The following is a 22,402-nucleotide window of genomic DNA, read 5'->3' on the forward strand; positions in this document are numbered from 1 at the left end:
GGGCACGGTCGCCGGTAAGGTGGCGTGCACTGTTAACCTCCGCGCGGCCCCTGTCCGTGCGGATTTTGACTGATATGTATTCGTCGATCCTCAAGACCGTCACCTCTCGCGTTCTCGCGTGAGAGGCGCAGGAGGCACCGTGCTCACCGCGTTCGCCCGGGCGTTCAAGACGCCCGACCTGCGCAAGAAGCTGCTGTTCACGCTGGGCATCATGGTGCTCTTCAGGCTCGGTGCGCATGTACCGGTCCCGGGCGTCAGCTACTCCAACGTCCAGACGTGTATGGACCAGGCCAAGAGCGGCCAGGGCCTCTTCGGCCTCGTGAACATGTTCAGCGGTGGCGCGCTGTTGCACATCACGATCTTCGCGCTCGGGATCATGCCGTACATCACGGCAAGCATCATCCTGCAGCTGCTCACCGTGGTCATTCCCCGGCTGGAGGCCCTCAAGAAGGAGGGGCAGTCCGGGCAGGCCAAGATCACGCAGTACACGCGTTATCTGACCGTCGCCCTCGCGATCCTCCAGGGCACCGGCCTCGTGGCCACCGCGAGCAACGGCGCGCTGTTCAGCGGCTGTGCGGTCGGCAACCAGATCGTTCCGGACAAGTCCATCTTCGCCACCGCCACCATGGTCATCACCATGACCGCGGGCACCTGCCTGATCATGTGGCTCGGTGAGCTGATCACCGACCGCGGCATCGGCAACGGCATGTCCATCCTGATGTTCACGTCCATCGCGGCGGGCTTCCCGAGCGGCCTGTGGGGCATCAAGCTCCAGGGCAAGCTGATGGGCGGCTGGCTGGAGTTCGGGCTCGTCATCATCTGCGGCCTGGCCATGGTCGCGCTCGTCGTCTTCGTCGAGCAGGCCCAGCGCCGCATCCCCGTGCAGTACGCGAAGCGCATGATCGGCCGCCGGTCCTACGGCGGCACGTCGACCTACATCCCGCTCAAGGTGAACCAGGCCGGCGTGATCCCGGTCATCTTCGCCTCGTCGCTGCTGTACATCCCGGCGCTGCTGGTGCAGTTCACCGGCTCCAAGGCGGGCTGGGCGACGTGGGTCAACTCCAACCTCGTCAAGGGTGACCACCCCGTCTACATGGTCACGTACTTCCTGCTGATCGTCTTCTTCGCCTTCTTCTACGTCGCGATCTCCTTCAACCCCGAAGAAGTTGCCGACAACATGAAGAAGTATGGTGGGTTCATTCCGGGCATCCGGGCCGGTCGTCCCACCGCGGAGTACCTGAGCTACGTGCTGAACCGCATCACGTGGCCCGGCTCTCTCTACCTGGGCCTGATCGCCCTGGTGCCCACCGTGGCACTGGTCACACTCAACGCGAACCAGAACTTCCCGTTCGGGGGAACCAGCATCCTGATCATCGTGGGTGTCGGTCTGGAGACTGTGAAGCAGATCGAGAGCCAGCTTCAGCAGCGCAACTACGAAGGGTTCCTCCGCTGATGCGAATCGTCCTCGTCGGGCCGCCCGGCGCCGGCAAGGGTACGCAGGCCGCGTACCTCGCCAAGAATCTCGCGATCCCGCACATCTCGACGGGTGACCTTTTCCGGGCGAACATCAGCCAGGGCACGCCGCTCGGGCAGAAGGCGCAGGAGTACATGCGCGCCGGCCAGCTGGTCCCGGACTCGGTGACCATCAGCATGGCCGAGGACCGGATGGACCAGGAGGACGCCGCGGGCGGCTTCCTGCTCGACGGCTTCCCGCGCAACGTCGGACAGGCCGAGGCGCTCGACGCGTACCTCAAGGGCAAGGACCTCGCGCTCGACGCGGTCCTGGACCTGGAGGTCCCGGAGGACGAGGTCGTCAAGCGGATCGCCGGCCGGCGGATCTGCCGCAACGACAGCAGCCACGTCTTCCACGTCGTCTACAACCAGCCGAAGGCCGAGGGCGTCTGCGACGCCTGCGGCGGCGAGCTGTACCAGCGTGACGACGACCGCGAGGACACCGTCCGCAAGCGTCTCGAGGTCTACCACACCGAGACCGAGCCGATCATCGACTACTACAAGGCGCAGGGCCTCGTGGTGACGATCCCGGCCCTCGGCAAGGTCACCGAGGTCACGGAGCGCGCCATGGGCGCTCTCGCACCTCAGGAAGCCTGATCCCAAGCAGGTCCTCTACGGCCGCGATGCCCGCCCGGGCATCGCGGCCGTATGGTGTTGTGGCGGGTTCGCCCCCGCGTTTTTCAAGTCGTTCCGGAGAAAGGCGTCAGCCGTAATGGTGGAGATCAAGACTCCCGAGCAGATCGCGAAGATGCGCGAGGCGGGACTGGTCGTCGCCGCCATTCACGCGGCCACCCGGGAGGCGGCCGTGCCGGGTGCGACGACCAAGGACCTGGACGAGGTCGCCCGCAAGGTGCTGGCCGAGCACGGCGCGAAGTCGAACTTCCTCGGCTACGGCGGCTTCCCCGCGACGATCTGCACCTCGGTGAACGAGGTCGTCGTCCACGGCATCCCCGACACGAAGACCGTCCTGAAGGACGGCGACATCATCTCCATCGACGCGGGCGCGATCGTGGACGGCTGGCACGGTGACGCGGCCTTCACGGCCTTCGTGGGCACCGGTCACGCTCCGGAGCTGGTCGAGCTCTCCCGGGTGACCGAGGAGTCGATGTGGGCCGGCATCGCGGCCGTGAAGAACGGCAACCGCCTGGTGGACATCTCCAAGGCCATCGAGGGCTACATCCGCCGCCAGCCCCGCCCGGCCACCGGGAAGTACGGGATCATCGAGGACTACGGCGGGCACGGCATCGGCAGCGAGATGCACATGGACCCGCACCTGCTGAACTATGTCTCCCGCAAGCGCGGCAAGGGCCCCAAGCTCGTCCCCGGCTTCTGCATCGCCATCGAGCCGATGGTGAGCCTCGGCACGCCGCGTACGCACGTCCTGGAGGACGACTGGACGGTCCTCACGGACGACCTGACCTGGTCCTCCCACTGGGAGCACTCCGTCGCCCTGACGGAGCAGGGCCCGCTGGTCCTGACGGCGGTCGACGGCGGCAAGGCGAAGCTGGCGGAGTACGGCATCGTGGCCGCCCCGGACCCGCTGGCATAAGGATCTCTGCGGCTGGGCAGTCACCCCTGGATTAGTCTTTCGGGTTGCCCTGACGTAGACTGACGCGTCGGCTCTCGTGTATCCGCATGCCTGCTTTTCGTAGGACGTGTTCGATCACGAGAGTTGATCAAGGTAGCCGATTCGAAAGGCGAAGCGTGGCCAAGAAGCAAGGTGCCATCGAGATCGAGGGCACCGTGATCGAGTCTCTGCCGAACGCGATGTTCAAGGTGGAGCTCCAGAACGGTCACAAGGTCCTCGCGCACATCAGCGGCAAGATGCGGATGCACTACATCCGCATCCTCCCGGATGACCGGGTCGTCGTGGAGCTCTCTCCCTACGACCTGACGCGTGGCCGGATCGTCTACCGCTACAAGTAGATCTTGTCGAAGCCCCCTCTCTGTGGGGCGACGGCACTGACCCGGAGAACCTGACATCCCATGAAGGTCAAGCCGAGCGTCAAGAAGATCTGCGACAAGTGCAAGGTGATCCGCCGCCACGGCCGGGTCATGGTCATCTGCGACAACCTGCGCCACAAGCAGCGCCAGGGCTGACGCAGAACCTGCACTTCGCAGTTACTTCGCGCGACGCAAGCAATACGTACATACGCAGGGCCCGTCCAGCCACGGCTGGCGACACCTCCGGCGGGGGCCGGGGACTCGGAACGTACCACCGCTCTTGATCAAGAGCGGTCGGCGGTCGAGAGCGGCACTGTGGAAGACCCCCGAGAATCAACTGGAGCCATTCAATGGCACGCGTTTCCGGTGTTGACATCCCGCGTGACAAGCGCGTGGAGGTTGCACTCACCTACGTCTTCGGTATCGGCCGCACCCAGTCGCAGGCGACTCTCGCCGCGACCGGTGTGAACCCGAACACCCGCGTTCGTGACCTTCCCGAAGAGGACCTGGTCAAGATCCGCGAGTACGTGGACGCCAACCTCAAGACCGAGGGTGACCTCCGTCGCGAGATCCAGGCCGACATCCGCCGCAAGGTCGAGATCGGCTGCTACCAGGGTCTGCGTCACCGTCGTGGCCTGCCGGTCCACGGTCAGCGCACCAGCACGAACGCTCGTACCCGCAAGGGCCCGCGTCGCGCGATCGCCGGCAAGAAGAAGCCGGGCAAGAAGTAGTCCTCAGCGGACGCTTGACCACGCGGTCTTCGCTGTAGGACCGATCACCTCCACTCCACAGGAGTAAGACATGCCCCCCAAGGGACGTCAGGGCGCAGCCAAGAAGGTGCGTCGCAAGGAAAAGAAGAACGTCGCTCACGGCCACGCGCACATCAAGAGCACGTTCAACAACACCATCGTTTCGATCACGGACCCGTCCGGCAACGTGATCTCCTGGGCCTCCGCCGGCCACGTCGGCTTCAAGGGCTCCCGCAAGTCCACTCCGTTCGCCGCGCAGATGGCCGCCGAGTCGGCTGCCCGCCGCGCGCAGGAGCACGGCATGCGCAAGGTTGACGTCTTCGTCAAGGGCCCGGGTTCCGGTCGCGAGACCGCCATCCGTTCGCTCCAGGCGACCGGCCTCGAGGTCGGCTCGATCCAGGACGTCACCCCCACCCCGCACAACGGCTGCCGTCCGCCGAAGCGCCGCCGCGTCTGACGCAGCGGCCCGCCTCACGGGTTGCCTTTGGGTCTGGGCGGTACGGCTCTCCGGAGCCGTGCCGCCCGTACCCTTGTAGTACCTCAGGACATCAAATAGTGGGTGTCCATGACTGAAGGATGCTTCGCATGCTGATCGCTCAGCGCCCCTCGCTGACCGAAGAGGTCGTCGACGAGTTCCGCTCCCGGTTCGTGATCGAGCCGCTGGAGCCGGGCTTCGGCTACACCCTCGGTAACTCCCTGCGTCGTACGCTCCTCTCCTCGATTCCCGGTGCGGCGGTCACGTCCATCCGGATCGACGGGGTCCTGCACGAGTTCACCACCGTGCCGGGCGTCAAGGAGGACGTCACCGACCTCATCCTGAACATCAAGCAGCTGGTCGTCTCCTCGGAGCACGACGAGCCGGTCGTGATGTACCTGCGCAAGCAGGGTCCCGGCCTGGTCACCGCGGCGGACATCGCCCCGCCGGCCGGCGTCGAGGTGCACAACCCCGACCTGGTCCTGGCGACGCTGAACGCCAAGGGCAAGCTGGAGATGGAGCTGACCGTCGAGCGCGGTCGCGGCTACGTCTCCGCCGTCCAGAACAAGCAGGTGGGCCAGGAGATCGGCCGTATCCCGGTCGACTCCATCTACTCGCCGGTGCTCAAGGTCACCTACAAGGTCGAGGCGACCCGAGTCGAGCAGCGCACCGACTTCGACAAGCTGATCGTCGACGTCGAGACCAAGCAGGCCATGCGCCCGCGTGACGCCATGGCGTCCGCCGGTAAGACCCTGGTCGAGCTGTTCGGTCTGGCCCGCGAGCTCAACATCGACGCCGAGGGCATCGACATGGGCCCGTCCCCGACGGACGCCGCCCTGGCCGCCGACCTGGCGCTGCCGATCGAGGAGCTCGAGCTCACCGTTCGGTCCTACAACTGCCTCAAGCGCGAGGGCATCCACTCCGTGGGTGAGCTCGTCGCCCGCTCCGAGGCCGACCTGCTCGACATCCGCAACTTCGGTGCGAAGTCGATCGACGAGGTCAAGGCGAAGCTGGCCGGCATGGGCCTGGCCCTCAAGGACAGCCCGCCCGGATTCGACCCGACCGCTGCGGCGGACGCCTTTGGCGCGGACGACGACGCGGATGCCGGGTTCGTCGAGACCGAGCAGTACTAAGAGCTCGGGACCGACCGACGGTTCTTGGGTGCGGGTGCGCTGTGCTTGATCGCGCGGTTCCCCGCGCCCCTTCCGGACCCGCCCCTTCGGGGCTTGTCCGGATCTTCGACAGGCGACCGCCTGCTCGGATACTGACTCCGGTACCTGATACGGCCGGGGCAGACTAAAGGAGAAACACCATGCCGCGTCCCACCAAGGGTGCCCGTCTGGGCGGCGGTGCCGCGCACGAGAAGCTGATGCTGGCGAACCTCGCCAAGTCGCTCTTCGAGCACGGCCGCATCACCACCACCGAGGCCAAGGCCCGTCGCCTGCGCCCCGTGGCCGAGCGTCTGATCACCAAGGCGAAGAAGGGCGACATCCACAACCGTCGCCAGGTTCTTCAGACGATCACGGACAAGAGCATCGTCCACACGCTCTTCACCGAGATCGCCCCGCGCTTCGCCGAGCGTCCGGGTGGCTACACCCGTATCACCAAGGTCGGCAACCGTCGTGGCGACAACGCCCCGATGGCCGTGATCGAGCTCGTCGAGGGTGAGATCGCGAAGAAGGCGACCGTCGCCGAGGCCGAGGCCGCCACCAAGCGTGCGGTCAAGGAGTCCGAGGCTGCTGCCGAGGCTCCGGCCGAGGAGTCCAAGGACGCCTGACGCATCTGATGCGTGCACGGACGGGTCCGCTCCCTCGGGGGCGGGCCCGTTCCGCGTTTTTCGTGGCGCCGCAAATTCTTGAAACGAGGAACTCTCGGTGAGTGACGAAGTTGAGCCCGGCTTTGTGCGGGTGCGGCTGGATCTGTCGTACGACGGCAAGGACTTCTCCGGCTGGGCCAAGCAGCGCTCGGGCCTGCGCACCGTGCAGGGCGAGATCGAGTCGGCCCTCCGTACGGTGACGCGGTCGTCCGAGACCTATGAGCTGACGGTCGCCGGCCGTACGGACTCCGGTGTGCACGCCCGCGGGCAGGTCGCGCACGTCGACCTGCCGGCCGAGGTGTGGGCCGAGCACGAGGAGAAGCTGCTGCGCCGGCTCGCCGGGCGGCTGTCGCACGATGTGCGGGTGTGGAAGGTCGCGGAGGCGCCGGCCGGTTTCAACGCCCGGTTCTCGGCGATCTGGCGGCGGTACGCCTATCGGGTGACCGACCACGTGGGCGGCGTCGACCCGCTGCTGCGCGGTCATGTCCTGTGGCACGACTGGCCGTTGGACGTCGACGCGATGAACGCCGCCTCGCGCGCGCTGCTCGGGGAGCACGACTTCGCCGCGTACTGCAAGAAGCGCGAGGGCGCGACCACCATCCGCACGCTCCAGCGCTTGAGTTGGGAGCGCGACGCGTCGGGTGTCGTCACCGCGACCGTGAAGGCCGACGCCTTCTGCCACAACATGGTGCGCTCGTTGGTGGGCGCGCTGCTGTTCGTCGGCGACGGGCACCGGCCGGTCGACTGGCCGGGCAAGGTGCTGGCCGCGGGCGTGCGCGATTCCGCGGTGCATGTCGTACGGCCGCACGGGCTGACGCTCGAAGAGGTCGGCTATCCGGCCGACTCCGAACTCGCCGCGCGCAACCGGGAGGCACGCAACAAGCGCACCCTGCCCGGGGCGGGTTGCTGCTGATCCACGACCTCGCGAAAGCGCCGGGCGGGCTGGAACTCCAGCCCGCCCGGCGCTTTTTGATGCGACGTCAGGAAGCGTCAGGAGCGGGGCAGCTGACGGCCAGGTCGCTGTTGACCGTGAAGTACGGCTTGATGCCGTCGATCACCGGATAGATGTCGGTCTTGTTCCGGTCGACGATGTCGCCGATGAGCCGGGCGACGCGGATCGGCTCGGCGTCGGGGGCCGGGCGCACCGCAAGGTCCCAGACGGTGTTCTCGTCCCCCGCGCGGGCGTGGCGCAGGTCGGCGTACGGCAGGTTGAAGGTGAAGGCCGTGCCGTTGACGACCGTCACCGGTGCGGTCACGGCCGAGGCCGCCTCGATGCGCGGGGTGGCGACGAGGACGGGCTCACTGCCTGCGGTGAACTCCGTGCCGTGCAGGGTGCCTTCGACCGTCAGGGCGTTGTTGCCCTGCCGGACCGTGCGGGCCTCCGCGTGCTCCTTGCGGTTCCAGGCGCGCAGCGCGAGGAAGCCGTCGACGGTGGGGTAGGGCACCCACCAGGTGAACGGCGTGCCGGCCAGGGGCTCCAGCTCCACCAGGCCACGGCCCTCCGCGAGGTGGGAGACGACCCGGCGGCGGGCGCCGTCGTCGCCCCGTACGACGTGGAAGTCCCAACGGCCTTCGCCCAGGCGGAGTTCGCGCCGGTCGAGCACCGCGGTGTAGGGGCCCTTGCCGTCGGCGGCCGCCTTCAGCGGCACGCTGACCGGCTTGCCCTCCTTGCGGCGGGTGACCGTCAGGGACAGCTTCTCGCCGGAGAGGCCCTTGCGGTCGACGGAGACGACGAGATTGCCGTCGGCGTCGACGCGGCAGGAAGCGGTGCAGCGCAGCGGCTTGCGGACGATCTCCTTTATGGCCGCCTTGACCGCCGGGGTGGCGGGCTTGGCGACGGAGCGGCGCAGCGGGCGGATGAGCTTGCCGGCGGTGCGGCGCAGCACCTTCGACAGCGGCACCGGCGCGGGCTTGCGCGGTTCGCTCGGGGCGCTGCCTGCGGGGGCCGGGGTGGTGCCGGTGTCGCCGCCGAGGCTCTCGATGAGGTCCTCGTAGCGGCGGGCGATGGCGTCCGGCTGGTAGCGCTCGGCGGAGACCAGGGCGGCCTTGCCCATGGCGTGCCGGAGTTCGTCGTCCTCGATCAGCTTGAGCAGACCCTTGGCGATGGCGTCGCTGTCGAGGTTGGTGACGAGCAGGCCGTCCTTGCCGTCGCTGATGATCTCGCCGGGGCCGTGCGGGCAGTCGGTGGCGACGACGGGCACGCCACAGTTCATGGCCTCCACGATCGTCATGCCGAAGGACTCCTCGCGGGAGGTCACGGCGGCGATGGAGCCCTTGGCCCACTCGGTCTCGATGGGGGAGTGGGGGCCCATGAGGCGGATGTGCTCGTTGAGACCGAGCTTGTCGATCTGCTCGCGCAGCTTGGCCTGCTGGGGGCCGCGGCCGTAGATCCGCAGCTTCCAGTCGGGGCGGTTGGCGGCGACGGTGGCCCACGCCTTGACCAGCAGGTCGTAGCGCTTGACGGGGATGAGGCGGCCCGCGGCGACGACCAGCTTGGCGGTGCCGTCGGAGGGCTCGACCTCGGACGGGGGCACGCCGTTGGGCAGGGCGATCAGCTTGGTCTTCACACCCGGGAAGTGCTCGCGGTGGGTGGCCGCGTCGGCCTCCGAGACGGCGGTGTGGGCGTCCAGCTTCGGGATGGCGAGGTCCTGGGCGGCGCGGATGTTCGGCTCGTGCGTGCCGTAGATCCGGTGCTCCTGGCCGATCTTGAGATAGCGGTCCTGGCCGAACTCCGCCAGATACATCACCAGGCCGGGCCGGGTGGCGATCACGACATCGGCGTCGGTGCGGGCGAGGTGCTCGGCGACGCGCTTGTCGGTGAGCGCGCTGAACTGCGCGCCCTTCGCCTCGACGGGCGGGACCAGCGCGCTGTCCTGCTCCAGGGCCGGGTTGTCCCGGTCGGCGCCGGTCTCGGCGCGGGTGTCGATGAGGTGGACCAGCTTGACCTTGCGGTGCAGGGGGAGCTTGGGCGTGCCACCGGTTCTGTGGATCGACACGATCTCCACGTCGTGCCGGGCCGCGAGGGCGCCGGCGACGTTGAACGTGGAGCGGATCGTGCCGCCGATGCCGTAGGCGTTCTGCAAAAGGAAAGAGATCTTCATGGCGGTGTGTGCGCGGCACGTCGGGCGCCGCGTCCGTCCTTCCCCCTGGCCTGGGTGTCCGGGTGTGCCCCTTGTGCGGACCGCTTGGCCAAGTGTTGGTCGAGTGCGGTCCGATCCGTCGGTAAAGACCGTTGGGAGGGGTATCGGTTGCCTGCGAAGCCTACATTGTGGCTTGGCTCACAGGTCGTGGGTCAAGGGGGAGATCGCCCCCGCCGGCCGTGCGCCGGAGGCGCTCGGACAGCCGTCCAGAGGGTAACCGGAGCGCCGGGCGTGGCGAGCGGACGGACCCCGCGGGCGCTGGGACGCTGGGGGTGTGAAGGCGATGGTGGCGGTGGTATCCGCGGTCGTGGCCCTCGGGCTGACGGCCGGGTGCGGTGTCGATGGCGGCGGGCCCCGTGGGGTGCCCCGCACGGAGAAGGCCGGGGTGAGGGAGCCCGACGCCGTGCGGGCGGCGGCTCCGGCCGAGCTGAGACATGTGGAGCTGGGGGCGCACGAGGTGCCCGGCTTCCAGATCGAGAAGGCGGGCGAGGGCGCGGCGGGCGCGGGCACGCCCCGCACGGACACCGAGGCGTGCCGGCCGCTGGCCGACGCGCTGGGCTCCCAGCTGCGCCCCGCGCCCACCGCGACGGTGGTGCGCACCTTCGCCAAGACCGGCGAGGACATGGACTTCGAGGGCCTCATGGGCATGATCCGCGTCTCGGAGTACGCGGGCGACGGCGCGGCCGACACCCTGGAGGCCCTGCGGACCGCGGCCGCGGCCTGCGCGGACGGTTTCCGGATGCGAACGGGAGAGGGCGAGCCGCAGGAGTTCGAGGCGGTCCGCACGCTGTCCCCGCCCGAGCTGGGTGACGAGGCGGTGGCCATCCGCCTGGAGAACGTGGCCGAGCGGGCCCCCAGCCTGATCACTGCCGTGCGGTCGGGCCGGATGCTCGCGATGTTCTTCGCGACGAGCCTTTCGGATCCGGACGGGGTGTCGATTCCGCCCGCGCTTTTGCGGGCGCAGGTGGCGAAGCTTCGGGGGGTGGCGGGGGAGGCTTCTTCTCCGGGCTCTGCGCCTGGGGGGTCGGCGGAGGACGACGAGGACGGGGATCCGTCGGGGTGACGGTTTTCCTTCCCCAGCCCCGCCCCTTCCCGAAACTGGGGCGAGTGCCCCAGGCCCCCGGCTGCGGGCCGGTTCGCCGCCTGCGGCGGGCGGCCTCAAACGCCGGCCGGGCTGGATGCGCGGACCGTAGTTCGTTGTCCGCGGCCCGCAGGTTACGAACCCACGTTCCGTGCAATCCAGCCCGTCCGGCGTTTGAGGACACCGCGCGGAGCGCGGTCAGGGGCCTGGGGCGAAGCCCCGGTTTCGGGAAGGGGCGGGGCAGGGGAACAAAGCCCGCCGCAGGCGCCAACCGGCCCGCACCCGTGGCTGGGGAAGAAAAAACCCGCTAAGCCCGCGGCGCAGCCGACCGTACCGAGTCCGCCGCCTGGGCCTGAGCGCGGTACATGATGCGGCGGAACGTGTAGTCCGAGACGTCACGACCGGCCGTCAGCGCAGCGGTATCGCTCTCGCCCACCGCCTTCCCGTTCGCGTACCCCGCCACAGTGAAGTACGCGTAGCGCCCCTGCGCGTTCGCCGTCAGCCGGCAGGCCGTCGCGCGGCAGAAGGCGGGGTCGTTGTCGCCGGAGAGGGAGGCGATGTTGCCCGAGGACTGGTCCTTCGCCTTGGCCGCGGCCGCCTTGTCGTCGAAGACGGCGACGCCGACGGTGACCGCGATCCCGTCCCGTACGTACGTGGCGCGCAGCACCTCGCGGCAGCCGTTGTCGGTGAGGACGGAGCCGAGCCCGCCCTGGGTCGCGGAGGCGCAGTCCGTGGTGGTGGCGGTGGCGGTCCGTTCGTACTTGCGCTTGTAGAGGACCGGCTTGGTGTGCGGGAAGAGGGTCTCGGTGCTCAGCGGCGCCTTGTCCTTGTCGGCGCTGGATATGAAGTCGAGGGGGTTCGGCGGGGGCGGCGGGGCGGCCTCGGAGAAGGACGGCTCCGGGGCGCCGGAGGACTTCGGCAGCTTCTCGGGCGCGGGCAGGCCGGACTGCTTGCCGCCGCCGTGCGAGCCGGTGACCGCGACGGCCACGGCGGTGGCGACCGCGACCACGGCGAGCGCGCCGCCGCCACCGAAGAGGAGCCACTTGCGGCGGCGGCCGCGGGCGGCGGCGTCGTCCGCGAGCGCCGACCAGTCCGGGGTCTGCGGCGGCGGGGGCGGGCCCCACTGCGGAGTCGGCCGATGGGGTTCCCCCGGGCCGTACGGCCCTCCCTGCCCAAAGCTCATGGCGTGCATCGTAAACCGGTTGGTCGCACCCCTCGCCGGCGGCGACAATCCCATCCATGGGACACGTCGAAGCAGCGCACCTGGAGTTCTATCTTCCGGACGGCCGGGCGCTGCTCGGTGACGTCTCCTTCCGGGTCGGCGAGGGCGCCGCGGTCGCGCTCGTCGGTGCGAACGGCGCGGGCAAGACGACGCTGCTGCGGCTGATCTCCGGGGAGCTCCAGCCGCACGGCGGCACGGTCTCGGTCACCGGCGGGCTCGGCGTGATGCCGCAGTTCGTGGGCTCCGTGCGGGACGGCCGTACGGTGCGTGACCTGCTGGTCTCCGTGGCGCAGCCGAGGATCAGGGAAGCGGCGGCGGCCGTGGACGAGGCCGAGAACGCGATCATGACGCGGGACGACGAGGCCGCGCAGATGGCCTACGCCCAGGCCCTGTCCGACTGGGCCGAGGCGCGTGGCTACGAGGCGGAGACCGTCTGGGACATGTGCACGATGGCCGCGCTCGGCGTCCCGTACGAGAAGGCGCAGTGGCGCGAGGTGCGCACGCTCTCCGGCGGTGAGCAGAAGCGGCTCGTCCTGGAGTCGCTGCTGCGCGGCACGGACGAGGTGCTGCTCCTCGACGAGCCGGACAACTATCTCGACGTGCCCGGCAAGCGCTGGCTGGAGGACCGGCTGCGCGAGACGAAGAAGACCGTGCTCTTCGTCTCCCACGACCGTGAGCTGCTCGCCCGCGCCGCCGAGAAGATCATCAGCGTCGAGCCGGGCCCGGCCGGGTCGGACGTCTGGGTGCACGGCGGCGGCTTCGGCACGTACCACGAGGCGCGCAAGGAGCGCTTCGCGCGCTTCGAGGAGCTGCGCCGCCGCTGGGACGAGAAGCACGCCCAGCTGAAGAAGCTGGTGATCAGCCTCCGGCAGGCGGCCGCGGTCAGCCACGAGCTGGCCTCGCGCTACGCCGCCGCCCAGACGCGGCTGCGGAAGTTCGAGGAGGCCGGCCCGCCGCCGGAGCCGCCGCGCGAGCAGGACATCCGGATGCGGCTGCGCGGCGGGCGCACCGGCGTCCGGGCCGTGACCTGCGAGAAGCTTGAGCTCACGGGCCTGATGAAGCCGTTCGACCTGGAGGTCTTCTACGGCGAGCGGGTCGCGGTGCTCGGCTCGAACGGCTCCGGCAAGTCCCACTTCCTGCGGCTGCTCGCCGGTGACGACGTGGCGCACACGGGCGCGTGGAAGCTGGGCGCCCGCGTGGTGGCCGGGCACTTCGCCCAGACCCACGCCCACCCCGAGCTGCTGGGGCGCACGCTGGTGGACATCCTGTGGACCGAGCACGCGAAGGACCGGGGCGGCGCGATGTCCGTGCTCCGGCGGTACGAGCTGGAGAAGCAGGGCGACCAGCCCTTCGAGAAGCTGTCGGGCGGGCAGCAGGCGCGCTTCCAGATCCTGCTCCTGGAGCTGTCCGGGACGACGGCCCTGCTGCTGGACGAGCCGACGGACAACCTGGACCTGGAGTCGGCGGAGGCGCTCCAGGAGGGGCTGGAGTCCTACGAGGGCACGGTGCTCGCCGTGACGCACGACCGGTGGTTCGCTCGTGCGTTCGATCGCTTCGTGGTCTTCGGTTCGGACGGCCTGGTGCGGGAGGTGTCGGAGCCGGTGTGGGACGAGGCGCGGGTGGTACGGCGGCGGTAGTTTCCCCGGCCCCGCCCCTTCCCGCACTGGGGCACGTGCCCCAGGCCCCCGGCTGCGGGCCGGTTGGCGCCTGCGGCGCTTTCTTCCCCTGCCCCGCCCCTTCCCGGCTGCATCTGATGTGCGGCTCCGCCGCGCGGGGGGCTTCGCCCCAGACCCCGCAACACGCTTCGCGCGTTGTCCTCAAACTCCCCCAGCTACCTCCCCCGGACTCCGTCCGGGGGTGCCCCCAGAGGTGCCCTCAACGGGCTGAATGTGGCTGATGTCGCACTTCGGCCGCACACGCCCGCGGTGGGCACGAAAATCCAGCCCGGCCGGCGCTTGAGGCCGCCCGCCGCAGGCGCAGCGGTGCCGCGCAAGGCCACGGGCCGTGGCCCGTACGGGCTGGCTGGCCGGGCTCCGCCGCCGGTGAGACGATGTGTTTTGACCCCGCCGGTAGGCGACCGGTACTCTACGAGTTCGTTATGCGTATTGGCTTGGTCGTTCTCACGCGAGGGGCCCTTACGCTTGCTCATCGGGCCGATAACCACCGGTGCGCGTTCGGGTTGCGTCCCCGAGTCGCCGCCAGTGTCGGTTGACCGCCCGGAGAGACGTGTCAGGACCCACACTCACTGAAGAAGCGAAGGCTACGACCGTGCGTACGTACAGCCCCAAGCCCGGCGATGTCACGCGCCAGTGGCACATCATCGACGCGCAGGACGTCGTCCTGGGCCGTCTGGCCTCCCAGGCCGCCAACCTGCTGCGTGGCAAGCACAAGCCCGTGTACGCCCCGCACATGGACATGGGTGACTTCGTCATCATCATCAACGCCGACAAGGTGCACCTGTCCGGCAACAAGAAGACCCAGAAGCTGGCGTACCGCCACTCCGGCTTCCCGGGTGGTCTCCGTGCGGTTCGTTACGACGAGCTGCTCGACAAGAGCCCCGAGAAGGCCGTCGAGAAGGCCATCAAGGGCATGATCCCCAAGAACTCCCTCGGCCGTCAGATGCTCTCGAAGCTGAAGGTCTACTCGGGCAGCGAGCACCCGCACGCCGCCCAGCAGCCCGTCCCGTTCGAGATCACCCAGGTCAAGCAGGGCTAGTCCCGGCCACCGCCGACCAGACAGAAAGTATCTGAGGAGAATCGTGGCTGAGACCACCGCCGAGACCCCCGTCATCGACGACGAGGTTGGCGTCGAGGAGTACACCACCGAGACCGAGATCGTCGAGGGGGAGTACACCTCCGAGTCGCTCGCGTCCCGTTTCGGTGACCCGCAGCCGGCCGCCGGCCTGGGTCGTCGCAAGAACGCCATCGCCCGCGTCCGGATCATCCCGGGCACCGGCAAGTGGAAGATCAACGGCCGCACCCTTGAGGACTACTTCCCCAACAAGGTGCACCAGCAGGAAGTCAACGAGCCCTTCAAGGTGCTCGAGCTCGACGACCGCTACGACGTTGTCGCCCGCATCGCGGGTGGCGGCGTGTCCGGCCAGGCCGGCGCCCTGCGCCTCGGTGTGGCCCGCGCGCTGAACGAGGCGGACGTGGAGAACAACCGCGGCCCGCTGAAGAAGGCCGGCTTCCTGAGCCGCGACGACCGTGCGGTCGAGCGCAAGAAGGCCGGTCTGAAGAAGGCCCGCAAGGCTCCGCAGTACAGCAAGCGCTAAACAGCGGCTTCGCTGCTTCTGCTCGAACGCCCCGGCGGCACGCTCCGTGCCCGCCGGGGCGTTCGGCTATCGGCGGCACGGGGCGTATACCTGGATGTACCCGGGCGCAACGCTCCGGTTCCGGTTTCGACACCTTTCTTTCGCGGGGGCCCCTCCCGGGCCCCGTAACCCCCGCGTTTTTTCGGAGGACACCAGTGGGACGACTCTTCGGTACGGACGGTGTGCGCGGTGTGGCCAACGCCGATCTGACAGCCGAGCTGGCGCTCGGTCTGTCGGTCGCCGCGGCGCATGTGCTCGCCGAGGCGGGTACGTTCGAGGGCCACCGCCCCGTGGCCGTGGTGGGCCGGGACCCGCGCGCGTCCGGGGAGTTCCTGGAGGCCGCCGTGGTGGCCGGGCTCGCCAGCGCCGGTGTGGACGTCCTGCGGGTCGGCGTGCTGCCGACGCCGGCCGTGGCGTACCTCACCGGGGCGCTCGGCGCGGACCTCGGTGTGATGCTGTCCGCCAGCCACAACGCCATGCCGGACAACGGTGTCAAGTTCTTCGCCCGCGGCGGCCACAAGCTCGCCGACGAGCTGGAGGACCGGATCGAGAAGACCTACCGGGCGCACGCCTCCGGCGAGCCCTGGGACCGGCCCACCGGCGCCGGTGTCGGCCGCGTCCGCGAGTACGACCAGGGCTTCGACAACTACGTCGCCCACCTCATCGGCGTGCTGCCCAACCGCCTGGACGGCCTCAAGGTCGTCATCGACGGCGCCCACGGTGCCGCCGCCCGGGTCTCCCCCGAGGCGTTCGCGCGGGCCGGCGCCGAGGTGATCACCATCGGCACCGAGCCCGACGGTCTCAACATCAACCACGAGTGCGGCTCCACCCACCTGGACAAGCTGCGCGCCGCCGTCGTCGAGCACGGCGCCGACCTGGGCGTCGCCCACGACGGTGACGCCGACCGCTGCCTGGCCGTGGACGCCAAGGGCAACGAGGTCGACGGCGACCAGATCCTGGCCGTCCTCGCGCTCGCGATGCGCGAGGCGGGCTCGCTGCGCAAGAACACCGTCGTCGCCACCGTGATGTCCAACCTCGGCTTCAAGCTGGCCATGGAGCGCGAGGGCGTCGACCTCGTCCAGACCGCGGTCGGCGACCGCTATGTGCTGGAGGAGATGAAGGCGCACGGCTTCGCCCTCGGCGGCGAGCAGTCCGGCCACGTCATCGTCCTCGACCACGCGACGACCGGCGACGGCACCCTCACCGGCCTGATGCTGGCGGCTCGTGTCGCCGCGACGGGCCGCTCGCTGGCCGACCTCGCCGGTGTCATGGAGCGACTGCCGCAGATCCTGATCAACGTGCGGGATGTCGACAAGTCGCGCGTGAAGACGTCCGAGGAGCTTGCTTCGGCTGTCGCCGCGGCGGAGTCGGAGCTCGGGGCTACGGGGCGTGTGCTTCTCCGTTCCTCCGGTACGGAGCCGCTGGTGCGGGTCATGGTCGAGGCACCGGACATCGAGCAGGCGCAGGCTGTCGCGGAACGGCTCGCTGACGCGGTCAAGTCGGCGCTGGGGTAGGTTTTTCGGCTGCGGCCCGCTCGCGCCTGCGGCGGGCCTTTTCCCCTACCCGCCCCTTCCCGAACTGGGGCGCTGCCCCAGACCCCGATGCGCGGGTGCGTCGGCTGACGCGCAGCGCCTGCGGCGCTCGTCCTCAAACTCCCCCAGCTACCGCTGGGAGGTGCCCCCGGACGGAGTCTGGGGGAGGTAGCTGGGGGAGTTTGAGGACAGCGCGCGAAGCGTGCTTCGGGGTCTGGGGCGCAGCCCCAGTTCGGGAAGGGGCGGGTAGGGGAACAAGGCCCGCCGCAGGCGCACTCGAGCCGCACCCGGGCAGGGGTCCGGGGCGGAGCCCCGGCCGCGGCGGAGCCGCGCATCAGATGCTGCGGGAAGGGGCGGGGCTGGGGAAGAGGAATCAGCCCGCAGCAGGCGGACCTTGAGGCCCGTACCCCTAGAGCTTGCGCAGCGACAGCCGCTGCACCTTGTGATCCGGCCCCTTCCGGAGGATCAGGTTGGAGCGTCCCCGCGTCGGCGCCACATTCTCCAGCAGATTCGGCTTGTTGATGGTCCGCCAGTTGCGCCGCGCGTAATCCAGCGCCTCCTCCTCCGGCACCTGCGTGTACCGCCGGAAGAACGAGTGCGGATCCTGAAACGCCGTCAGGCGCAGCTTCTTGAACCGCTCGTAGTACCACCGCTCGATGTCCTCGGCCCGCGCGTCCACGTAGACGCTGAAGTCGAAGAAGTCGGCGAGCCCCACCCGCGTGCGTCCGTCCTTGCCCGGGAGGGCGGGCTGGAGGACGTTGAGGCCCTCGATGATCAGGATGTCCGGGCGGTGCACGGTGAGCCGCTCGCCGGGGACGATGTCGTAGATCAGGTGGGAGTAGACGGGCGCGGTCACCTCCTCCTTGCCCGCCTTCACGTCGGCGACGAAGCGGGTGAGGGCCCGGCGGTCGTAGGACTCGGGGAAACCTTTCCGCGACATCAGGCCCCGGCGGTGCAGCTCGGCGTTGGGCAGCAGGAAGCCGTCCGTGGTGACCAGCTCGACGCGCGGGTGCTCGGGCCAGCGGGCCAGCAGCGCCTGGAGGAGGCGCGCGGTGGTCGACTTGCCGACGGCGACGCTGCCGGCGACCCCTATGACGAAGGGCGTGCCCGGCTGCGAGCCGTGGCCACGGGTCCCGGCCTCGCCCAGGAAGGTGTTGAGCGTCCCGCGCAGCTGGCTGGTGGCGCCGACGTAGAGGTTCAGCAGCCGGGAGAGCGGCAGATAGACGTCGCGCACCTCGTCGAGGTCGATGACGTCGCCGAGCCCGCGCAGCCGCTCGACCTCCTCGGCGGTCAGGGGCAGCGGGGTGTTCTCGCGCAGGGCGCTCCACTCCGCGCGGGTCAGGTCCACGTACGGGGACGAGTCGCGGCGGCGCTGCTGCTGCTCTGAGGTGGTCGGCACGGGCCCATTGTGCGCGGGTGGGGCGCGCGGCTCACTTCCGGGTGGCGGATGTGGGGGTTCTCACCGGTTTTGGGTGAGTCGCGTGACGCCGGACGGTGAAGTTCCGCGGGGACCCTGTACCTACTGGCGGGTCAGGACTACGGTCCCCCTCTCCGGCCACCGTCTCCCACCACCGGCCGCCGACCCCCGCTAGGAACGCCGTGTTCGTTCTCCTCGCCCTGCGCAACTCCGCAAGGGTCTCCCTGCGCCACTTCCTGCGCCGTCTCGCGCGCCGTCTGCGCCCCGCCCCGGTGATCAGGGCGGTGCCGGATCCCCGTGACGGCTTCGCCGCGCTGGTGGCCGGTGAGCTGGCCGCCGAGCTGCCGGACGAGGATCTGGGCCAGGATCTGGGCGACTGCCTGGACCGCTATGAGTTCGGCAGCAAGCCGCGCTGCGAGGAGGTCGAGTACCTCGAACTGGTCCAGGACGCGATCGACCGCATCGAGCGGGGGCGTTGAGGGGCGTACGGGGGCGCGTGGACACTTCGGTGCGCCCACGTTCCGCCATTGGGGGCACCCGCCCGGCCCTGGGCCGTACGCTGCTGCGCATGTGCGGAATCGTTGGCTATGTGGGAGGGCAGTGCGCCCTCGACGTCGTATTGGCCGGGCTGAAGCGCCTGGAGTACCGCGGCTATGACTCGGCCGGGGTCGCCGTGCTCGCCGACGGCGGGCTCGCGGCCGCCAAGAAGGCGGGCAAGCTCGCCAATCTGGAGAAGGAGCTCGCCGACCGCCCGCTGCCGTCCGGCCCCACCGGCATCGGCCACACCCGCTGGGCCACCCACGGCGGGCCCACCGACGCCAACGCCCACCCGCACCTCGACAACGCGGGCCGGGTCGCGGTCGTCCACAACGGCATCATCGAGAACTTCGCCGAGCTGCGCGCCGAGCTGGCCGAGCGCGGCCACGCCCTGGCGTCCGAGACCGACACCGAGGTCGTCTCGCACCTGCTGTCCGAGGCGTTCTCCTCCTGCGGCGACCTCGCCGAGTCGATGCGGCAGGTGTGCCGCCGGCTGGAGGGCGCGTTCACCCTCGTCGCCGTGCACGCCGACGAGCCGGACGTCGTCGTCGGCGCCCGCCGCAACTCCCCGCTGGTCGTCGGCGTCGGTGACGGCGAGTCCTTCCTCGCCTCCGACGTCGCCGCCTTCATCGCCCACACCCGCGACGCCCTCGAACTCGGCCAGGACCAGGTCGTGGAGCTGCGCCGCGACGGCGTGACCGTCACGGACTTCGACGGCGCGCCCGCGGAGGTCCGCGCGTACCACGTGGACTGGGACGCCTCCGCCGCCGAGAAGGGCGGCTACGACTACTTCATGCTCAAGGAGATCGCCGAGCAGCCGAAGGCCGTCGCGGACACCCTCCTCGGCCGGATCGACGCGGCAGGCACGCTGGCGCTGGACGAGGTGCGCATCCCCGCCTCCGTGCTGCGCGAGGTCGACAAGGTCGTCATCGTGGCGTGCGGCACGGCGTACCACGCGGGCATGATCGCGAAGTACGCCATCGAGCACTGGACGCGGATCCCGTGCGAGACGGAGCTGGCGAGCGAGTTCCGCTACCGCGACCCGATCCTCGACCAGCGCACGCTGGTGATCGCGATCAGCCAGTCCGGCGAGACGATGGACACCCTGATGGCCCTGCGGCACGCGCGGGAGCAGGGCGCGCGCGTACTGGCGATCTGCAACACCAACGGCTCGACGATCCCCCGCGAGTCCGACGCCGTGCTCTACACCCACGCCGGGCCCGAGGTCGCCGTGGCGTCCACCAAGGCGTTCCTGACCCAGCTGGTCGCCTGCTACCTCGTCGCGCTGTACCTGGGCCAGGTGCGCGGCACGAAGTGGGGCGACGAGGTCCGCTCGGTCGTGCGCGAGCTGTCCGCCATCGCCACGCAGGTGGACGAGGTGCTGGAGACGATGGAGCCCGTACGCGAGCTGGCCCGCTCCCTGGCGGACAAGAACACGGTGCTCTTCCTCGGCAGGCACGTGGGCTATCCGGTGGCACTGGAGGGCGCCTTGAAGCTCAAGGAGCTGGCCTACATGCACGCCGAGGGCTTCGCCGCCGGTGAGCTCAAGCACGGCCCGATCGCGCTGATCGAGCGGGACCTGCCGGTCGTCGTGGTCGTCCCCTCCCCGCGCGGCCGCTCGGTGCTCCACGACAAGATCGTCTCCAACATCCAGGAGATCCGCGCGCGCGGCGCCCGGACGATCGTGATCGCCGAGCGGGGCGACACGGCCGTACGCCCCTACGCCGACCACCTCATCGAGATCCCGCAGACTCCCGTGCTGCTCCAGCCCCTTGTGGCCACCGTGCCGCTCCAGGTCTTCGCCTGCGAGCTCGCCACCGCGCGCGGCAACGAGGTCGACCAGCCGCGCAACCTCGCGAAGTCGGTGACCGTCGAATGATCGTCGGAGTGGGCATCGACGTCGCCGAGATCGAGCGCTTCGACGCGGCCCTGCGCCGCACGCCGGGCCTGGCCGGCCGGCTCTTCGTCGAGCGCGAGCTGTATCTGCCGGGCGGCGAGCGGCGGGGCATCGCCTCCCTCGCCGCCCGCTTCGCCGCGAAGGAGGCCGTGGCCAAGGCGTTGGGTGCACCGGGGAATCTGCTGTGGACGGACGCGGAGGTGACCACCGAGTCGACGGGCCAGCCACGCCTGGTGGTCACCGGCACGGTCGCGGCGCGCGCCGAGGAACTGGGCGTACGGTCCTGGCACGTCTCGCTGAGCCATGACGCGGGCGTGGCGTCGGCGGTGGTGATCGCGGAGAAGTGAGGCGGGGCCCCGGGCTTGCGGCTCCGCCGGGGCTGTTGTCCGTCGTGGGGCCGACGGCACCCCTGATGCGGTGAACGGCCCCCAACTACCCGGGAGCCGTTCACCGTTCCCCTGTTGGTGGACAGAGGTACCGTTCTGGTGTCGAGTCAGAACGGAGCCAAGTATGCCCGATAGCAATGACACGCACATCGGCGCACGCATCGCGGAACAGCGCCATATCGCACACCTCACGCAGCGCGGTCTGGCCGACAGGGCCAACGTCTCCTACAGCCTGCTGAGCAAGGTCGAGAGCGGACACAAGCCCGCTTCACCCGCCGTCGTCGCCGCCTGCGCCCGCGCGTTGGGCATCGAGAGCAGTGTCCTGGTGGGCCAGCCGTACGCGGCGGAGCAGCGCGCGGATCGGTTCGACGCGCCCCTCGCGGCCATCCGGGCAAGCCTTGAGAACTGGGACGTCCCGCTCGACCCCGAGCTGCCGCCGCGCCCCCTGGCCGACATCGCGGCGGATGTGGGCGCCATCGGCGAGGCCCGCCGGGCCGCCGACTATTTCACGACCGCCACCAAAGTGGCGCCGGTCATCGACGAGTTGATCGAGGCGACGCACCAGCACAGTGGTGGCCAGCAAGAGCGGGCTCACCGCCTGCTCGCGTACGCCTATCGCTGCGTGCACGACGTGGTGTACAAGCTTGGACACCTCGACCTGGGCAACATCGTCCTGGCGCGGATGTCCTACAGCGCGGAGCGCTCCGGCGATCCGTACATGGTCATCCTCACCGCCTATCTGCGCGCCCAGTCGAGTTTCAACACAGGGCGTCACGAAGTCGGGCTGCGGCTCATGGAGCGGTCGCTGACCGACGTGGAGGAAGGTGCCCGGCGTGGTGACCGGTCGGCGCTGTGCGTGCAGGGGAATCTTCGTCTGCGCGCCACGATGCTGGCGGCGCGGAGCGGTCCCGCGGGTAAGGCGCAGGAGGACAACGCGCGAGCGCAGTGGCAGGAGGCGTGGGAGACCGCCGAGCGGCTGGGTGGCGATACGCAGAACTACGTCCTGTCGTTCGGGCCGTCGAACACCTTGATCCACCGAGTCTCGATGGAAGCCGAGTTGGGGAACTACGGGCGGGCGGTGAAAGCCGCTGAGACGATGCGGCTGCCTGCGGAATTCGGACGGACATTCCCTGACCGGGTCGGTCACTACTACCTCGACCTGAGCCGGGCCCAGCTGTGGACGGGCGACCGTCAGGCGTGCTTCGACTCCTTGCTCAAGGCCCGTGCCGCAGCTCCTCAGCAGACGCGCTACCACCCGCACGCAAGGGAGACGGTGGAGGCGCTGCGCCGGGCGGATCGAGCGGCCAACGGCACCCTCGCCAACTTCGCGCGCTGGATGGGGCTTTAGGGCTGCCGCGTCAAGTGGGGAGGCTTTCACTTT

Annotated in this window: 22 protein-coding genes; 19 read left to right on the forward strand and 3 right to left on the reverse strand. The window is 69.7% G+C overall.

All coding sequences use genetic code 11. From position 1 onward, the window contains the following. The first annotated feature begins 139 nt into the window (after positions 1 to 139). The 10 genes from secY (at position 140) to truA (ending at position 7,409) form a co-directional block, all read left to right on the forward strand. Positions 140 to 1,453: a preprotein translocase subunit SecY gene (gene secY, locus ACFY1P_RS27330; RefSeq protein WP_361521861.1), complete on the forward strand. Its 1,314-nt coding sequence runs from the start codon at positions 140 to 142 to the stop codon at positions 1,451 to 1,453. After that, the gene (locus ACFY1P_RS27335; RefSeq protein ID WP_361521858.1) at positions 1,453 to 2,109 is read left to right on the forward strand and encodes an adenylate kinase; all 657 of its coding nucleotides are present in this window, start codon (positions 1,453 to 1,455) and stop codon (positions 2,107 to 2,109) included. Before secY ends, ACFY1P_RS27335 begins: the two co-directional genes overlap by 1 nt. Before the next feature lie 115 nt (positions 2,110 to 2,224). Then, a complete protein-coding gene (map, locus tag ACFY1P_RS27340; RefSeq protein ID WP_390752113.1) occupies positions 2,225 to 3,061 on the forward strand; it encodes a type I methionyl aminopeptidase in 837 nt (278 codons plus the stop codon). Positions 3,062 to 3,216: 155 nt separating this feature from the next. Further along, positions 3,217 to 3,438 (forward strand): translation initiation factor IF-1, encoded by a 222-nt coding sequence (infA, locus tag ACFY1P_RS27345; protein WP_003956442.1) that lies wholly within the window; start codon positions 3,217 to 3,219, stop codon positions 3,436 to 3,438. 60 nt (positions 3,439 to 3,498) lie between these two features. Continuing rightward, a complete protein-coding gene (gene rpmJ, locus ACFY1P_RS27350; protein WP_003956441.1) occupies positions 3,499 to 3,612 on the forward strand; it encodes a 50S ribosomal protein L36 in 114 nt (37 codons plus the stop codon). Positions 3,613 to 3,806: 194 nt separating this feature from the next. Further along, positions 3,807 to 4,187, forward strand: a complete 381-nt coding sequence (gene rpsM / locus ACFY1P_RS27355; RefSeq protein ID WP_030368393.1) for a 30S ribosomal protein S13 — start codon at positions 3,807 to 3,809, stop codon at positions 4,185 to 4,187. 70 nt (positions 4,188 to 4,257) lie between these two features. Beyond that, positions 4,258 to 4,662, forward strand: coding sequence for a 30S ribosomal protein S11 (gene rpsK, locus ACFY1P_RS27360; RefSeq protein WP_003956432.1), 405 nt, complete (start codon positions 4,258 to 4,260; stop codon positions 4,660 to 4,662). Positions 4,663 to 4,790: 128 nt separating this feature from the next. Then, on the forward strand, positions 4,791 to 5,813 hold the full coding sequence (locus ACFY1P_RS27365) for a DNA-directed RNA polymerase subunit alpha (protein ID WP_004946635.1): 1,023 nt from the start codon (positions 4,791 to 4,793) through the stop codon (positions 5,811 to 5,813). A 179-nt stretch (positions 5,814 to 5,992) separates the two neighbouring features. After that, entirely contained in the window at positions 5,993 to 6,457 is a 465-nt protein-coding gene (rplQ, locus tag ACFY1P_RS27370) for a 50S ribosomal protein L17 (protein ID WP_361521852.1), read from the forward strand. 97 nt (positions 6,458 to 6,554) lie between these two features. After that, complete coding sequence (truA, locus tag ACFY1P_RS27375; RefSeq protein ID WP_361521849.1) at positions 6,555 to 7,409, forward strand: tRNA pseudouridine(38-40) synthase TruA; 855 nt, start codon at positions 6,555 to 6,557, stop codon at positions 7,407 to 7,409. 67 nt (positions 7,410 to 7,476) lie between these two features. On the opposite strand, the gene ACFY1P_RS27380 is transcribed toward truA, so the two are convergent. Next, positions 7,477 to 9,597 (reverse strand): glycosyltransferase, encoded by a 2,121-nt coding sequence (locus tag ACFY1P_RS27380; RefSeq protein WP_390752114.1) that lies wholly within the window; start codon positions 9,595 to 9,597, stop codon positions 7,477 to 7,479. A 313-nt stretch (positions 9,598 to 9,910) separates the two neighbouring features. Here ACFY1P_RS27380 and ACFY1P_RS27385 point away from each other — a divergent pair, with 313 nt between their 5' ends. Next, positions 9,911 to 10,699 (forward strand): hypothetical protein, encoded by a 789-nt coding sequence (locus tag ACFY1P_RS27385; RefSeq protein WP_361521843.1) that lies wholly within the window; start codon positions 9,911 to 9,913, stop codon positions 10,697 to 10,699. A gap of 325 nt (positions 10,700 to 11,024) precedes the next feature. Here the strand turns inward: ACFY1P_RS27385 and ACFY1P_RS27390 are convergent, their stop codons facing one another. After that, complete coding sequence (locus ACFY1P_RS27390) at positions 11,025 to 11,900, reverse strand: hypothetical protein (protein WP_361521840.1); 876 nt, start codon at positions 11,898 to 11,900, stop codon at positions 11,025 to 11,027. Positions 11,901 to 11,956: 56 nt separating this feature from the next. On the opposite strand from ACFY1P_RS27390, the gene ACFY1P_RS27395 reads away from it, so the two are divergent. The 4 genes from ACFY1P_RS27395 to glmM all read left to right on the forward strand — a co-directional run bounded on the left by ACFY1P_RS27395 (position 11,957) and on the right by glmM (position 16,766). Beyond that, on the forward strand, positions 11,957 to 13,576 hold the full coding sequence (locus tag ACFY1P_RS27395) for an ABC-F family ATP-binding cassette domain-containing protein (protein ID WP_390752115.1): 1,620 nt from the start codon (positions 11,957 to 11,959) through the stop codon (positions 13,574 to 13,576). A 631-nt stretch (positions 13,577 to 14,207) separates the two neighbouring features. Then, entirely contained in the window at positions 14,208 to 14,654 is a 447-nt protein-coding gene (gene rplM / locus ACFY1P_RS27400; protein WP_361521834.1) for a 50S ribosomal protein L13, read from the forward strand. 43 nt (positions 14,655 to 14,697) lie between these two features. After that, positions 14,698 to 15,213 carry a 30S ribosomal protein S9 gene (gene rpsI, locus ACFY1P_RS27405; RefSeq protein ID WP_361521831.1) on the forward strand — a complete coding sequence of 172 codons (516 nt, stop codon included), beginning with the start codon at positions 14,698 to 14,700 and terminating at the stop codon, positions 15,211 to 15,213. A 194-nt stretch (positions 15,214 to 15,407) separates the two neighbouring features. Beyond that, on the forward strand, positions 15,408 to 16,766 hold the full coding sequence (glmM, locus tag ACFY1P_RS27410) for a phosphoglucosamine mutase (protein WP_361521828.1): 1,359 nt from the start codon (positions 15,408 to 15,410) through the stop codon (positions 16,764 to 16,766). Between the two features lie 427 nt (positions 16,767 to 17,193). Here glmM and coaA read toward each other — a convergent pair whose 3' ends face one another. Next, positions 17,194 to 18,183: a type I pantothenate kinase gene (gene coaA / locus ACFY1P_RS27415; RefSeq protein ID WP_361526800.1), complete on the reverse strand. Its 990-nt coding sequence runs from the start codon at positions 18,181 to 18,183 to the stop codon at positions 17,194 to 17,196. Positions 18,184 to 18,383: 200 nt separating this feature from the next. On the opposite strand from coaA, the gene ACFY1P_RS27420 reads away from it, so the two are divergent. From ACFY1P_RS27420 to ACFY1P_RS27435, 4 genes are all read left to right on the forward strand, one after another. Next, complete coding sequence (locus ACFY1P_RS27420) at positions 18,384 to 18,680, forward strand: hypothetical protein (protein WP_390752116.1); 297 nt, start codon at positions 18,384 to 18,386, stop codon at positions 18,678 to 18,680. 89 nt (positions 18,681 to 18,769) lie between these two features. Beyond that, entirely contained in the window at positions 18,770 to 20,617 is a 1,848-nt protein-coding gene (glmS, locus tag ACFY1P_RS27425) for a glutamine--fructose-6-phosphate transaminase (isomerizing) (RefSeq protein WP_361526803.1), read from the forward strand. Continuing rightward, positions 20,614 to 20,982: a holo-ACP synthase gene (locus ACFY1P_RS27430; protein ID WP_390752117.1), complete on the forward strand. Its 369-nt coding sequence runs from the start codon at positions 20,614 to 20,616 to the stop codon at positions 20,980 to 20,982. The genes glmS and ACFY1P_RS27430 overlap by 4 nt, the downstream gene beginning before the upstream one ends. Before the next feature lie 163 nt (positions 20,983 to 21,145). Then, on the forward strand, positions 21,146 to 22,369 hold the full coding sequence (locus tag ACFY1P_RS27435; RefSeq protein ID WP_390752118.1) for a helix-turn-helix domain-containing protein: 1,224 nt from the start codon (positions 21,146 to 21,148) through the stop codon (positions 22,367 to 22,369). Positions 22,370 to 22,402: the final 33 nt, after the last annotated feature.

The sequence above is a fragment of the Streptomyces sp. NPDC001407 genome, assembly GCF_042895325.1.
In the GTDB taxonomy this organism is placed as follows: domain Bacteria; phylum Actinomycetota; class Actinomycetes; order Streptomycetales; family Streptomycetaceae; genus Streptomyces.

Bases quoted from the DNA above. Each gene is read 5' to 3' on its own strand.
- ACFY1P_RS27335 (WP_361521858.1), top strand. From the start codon at position 1,453: ATGCGAATCGTCCTCGTCGGGCCGCCCGGCGCCGGCAAGGGTACGCAG.
- map (WP_390752113.1), top strand. From the start codon at position 2,225: ATGGTGGAGATCAAGACTCCCGAGCAGATCGCGAAGATGCGCGAGGCG.
- rpmJ (WP_003956441.1), top strand. From the start codon at position 3,499: ATGAAGGTCAAGCCGAGCGTCAAGAAGATCTGCGACAAGTGCAAGGTG.
- rpsM (WP_030368393.1), top strand. From the start codon at position 3,807: ATGGCACGCGTTTCCGGTGTTGACATCCCGCGTGACAAGCGCGTGGAG.
- rpsK (WP_003956432.1), top strand. From the start codon at position 4,258: ATGCCCCCCAAGGGACGTCAGGGCGCAGCCAAGAAGGTGCGTCGCAAG.
- ACFY1P_RS27365 (WP_004946635.1), top strand. From the start codon at position 4,791: ATGCTGATCGCTCAGCGCCCCTCGCTGACCGAAGAGGTCGTCGACGAG.
- rplQ (WP_361521852.1), top strand. From the start codon at position 5,993: ATGCCGCGTCCCACCAAGGGTGCCCGTCTGGGCGGCGGTGCCGCGCAC.
- ACFY1P_RS27380 (WP_390752114.1), bottom strand. From the start codon at position 9,597: ATGAAGATCTCTTTCCTTTTGCAGAACGCCTACGGCATCGGCGGCACG.
- ACFY1P_RS27390 (WP_361521840.1), bottom strand. From the start codon at position 11,900: ATGAGCTTTGGGCAGGGAGGGCCGTACGGCCCGGGGGAACCCCATCGG.
- ACFY1P_RS27395 (WP_390752115.1), top strand. From the start codon at position 11,957: ATGGGACACGTCGAAGCAGCGCACCTGGAGTTCTATCTTCCGGACGGC.
- glmS (WP_361526803.1), top strand. From the start codon at position 18,770: ATGTGCGGAATCGTTGGCTATGTGGGAGGGCAGTGCGCCCTCGACGTC.
- ACFY1P_RS27430 (WP_390752117.1), top strand. From the start codon at position 20,614: ATGATCGTCGGAGTGGGCATCGACGTCGCCGAGATCGAGCGCTTCGAC.
- ACFY1P_RS27435 (WP_390752118.1), top strand. From the start codon at position 21,146: ATGCCCGATAGCAATGACACGCACATCGGCGCACGCATCGCGGAACAG.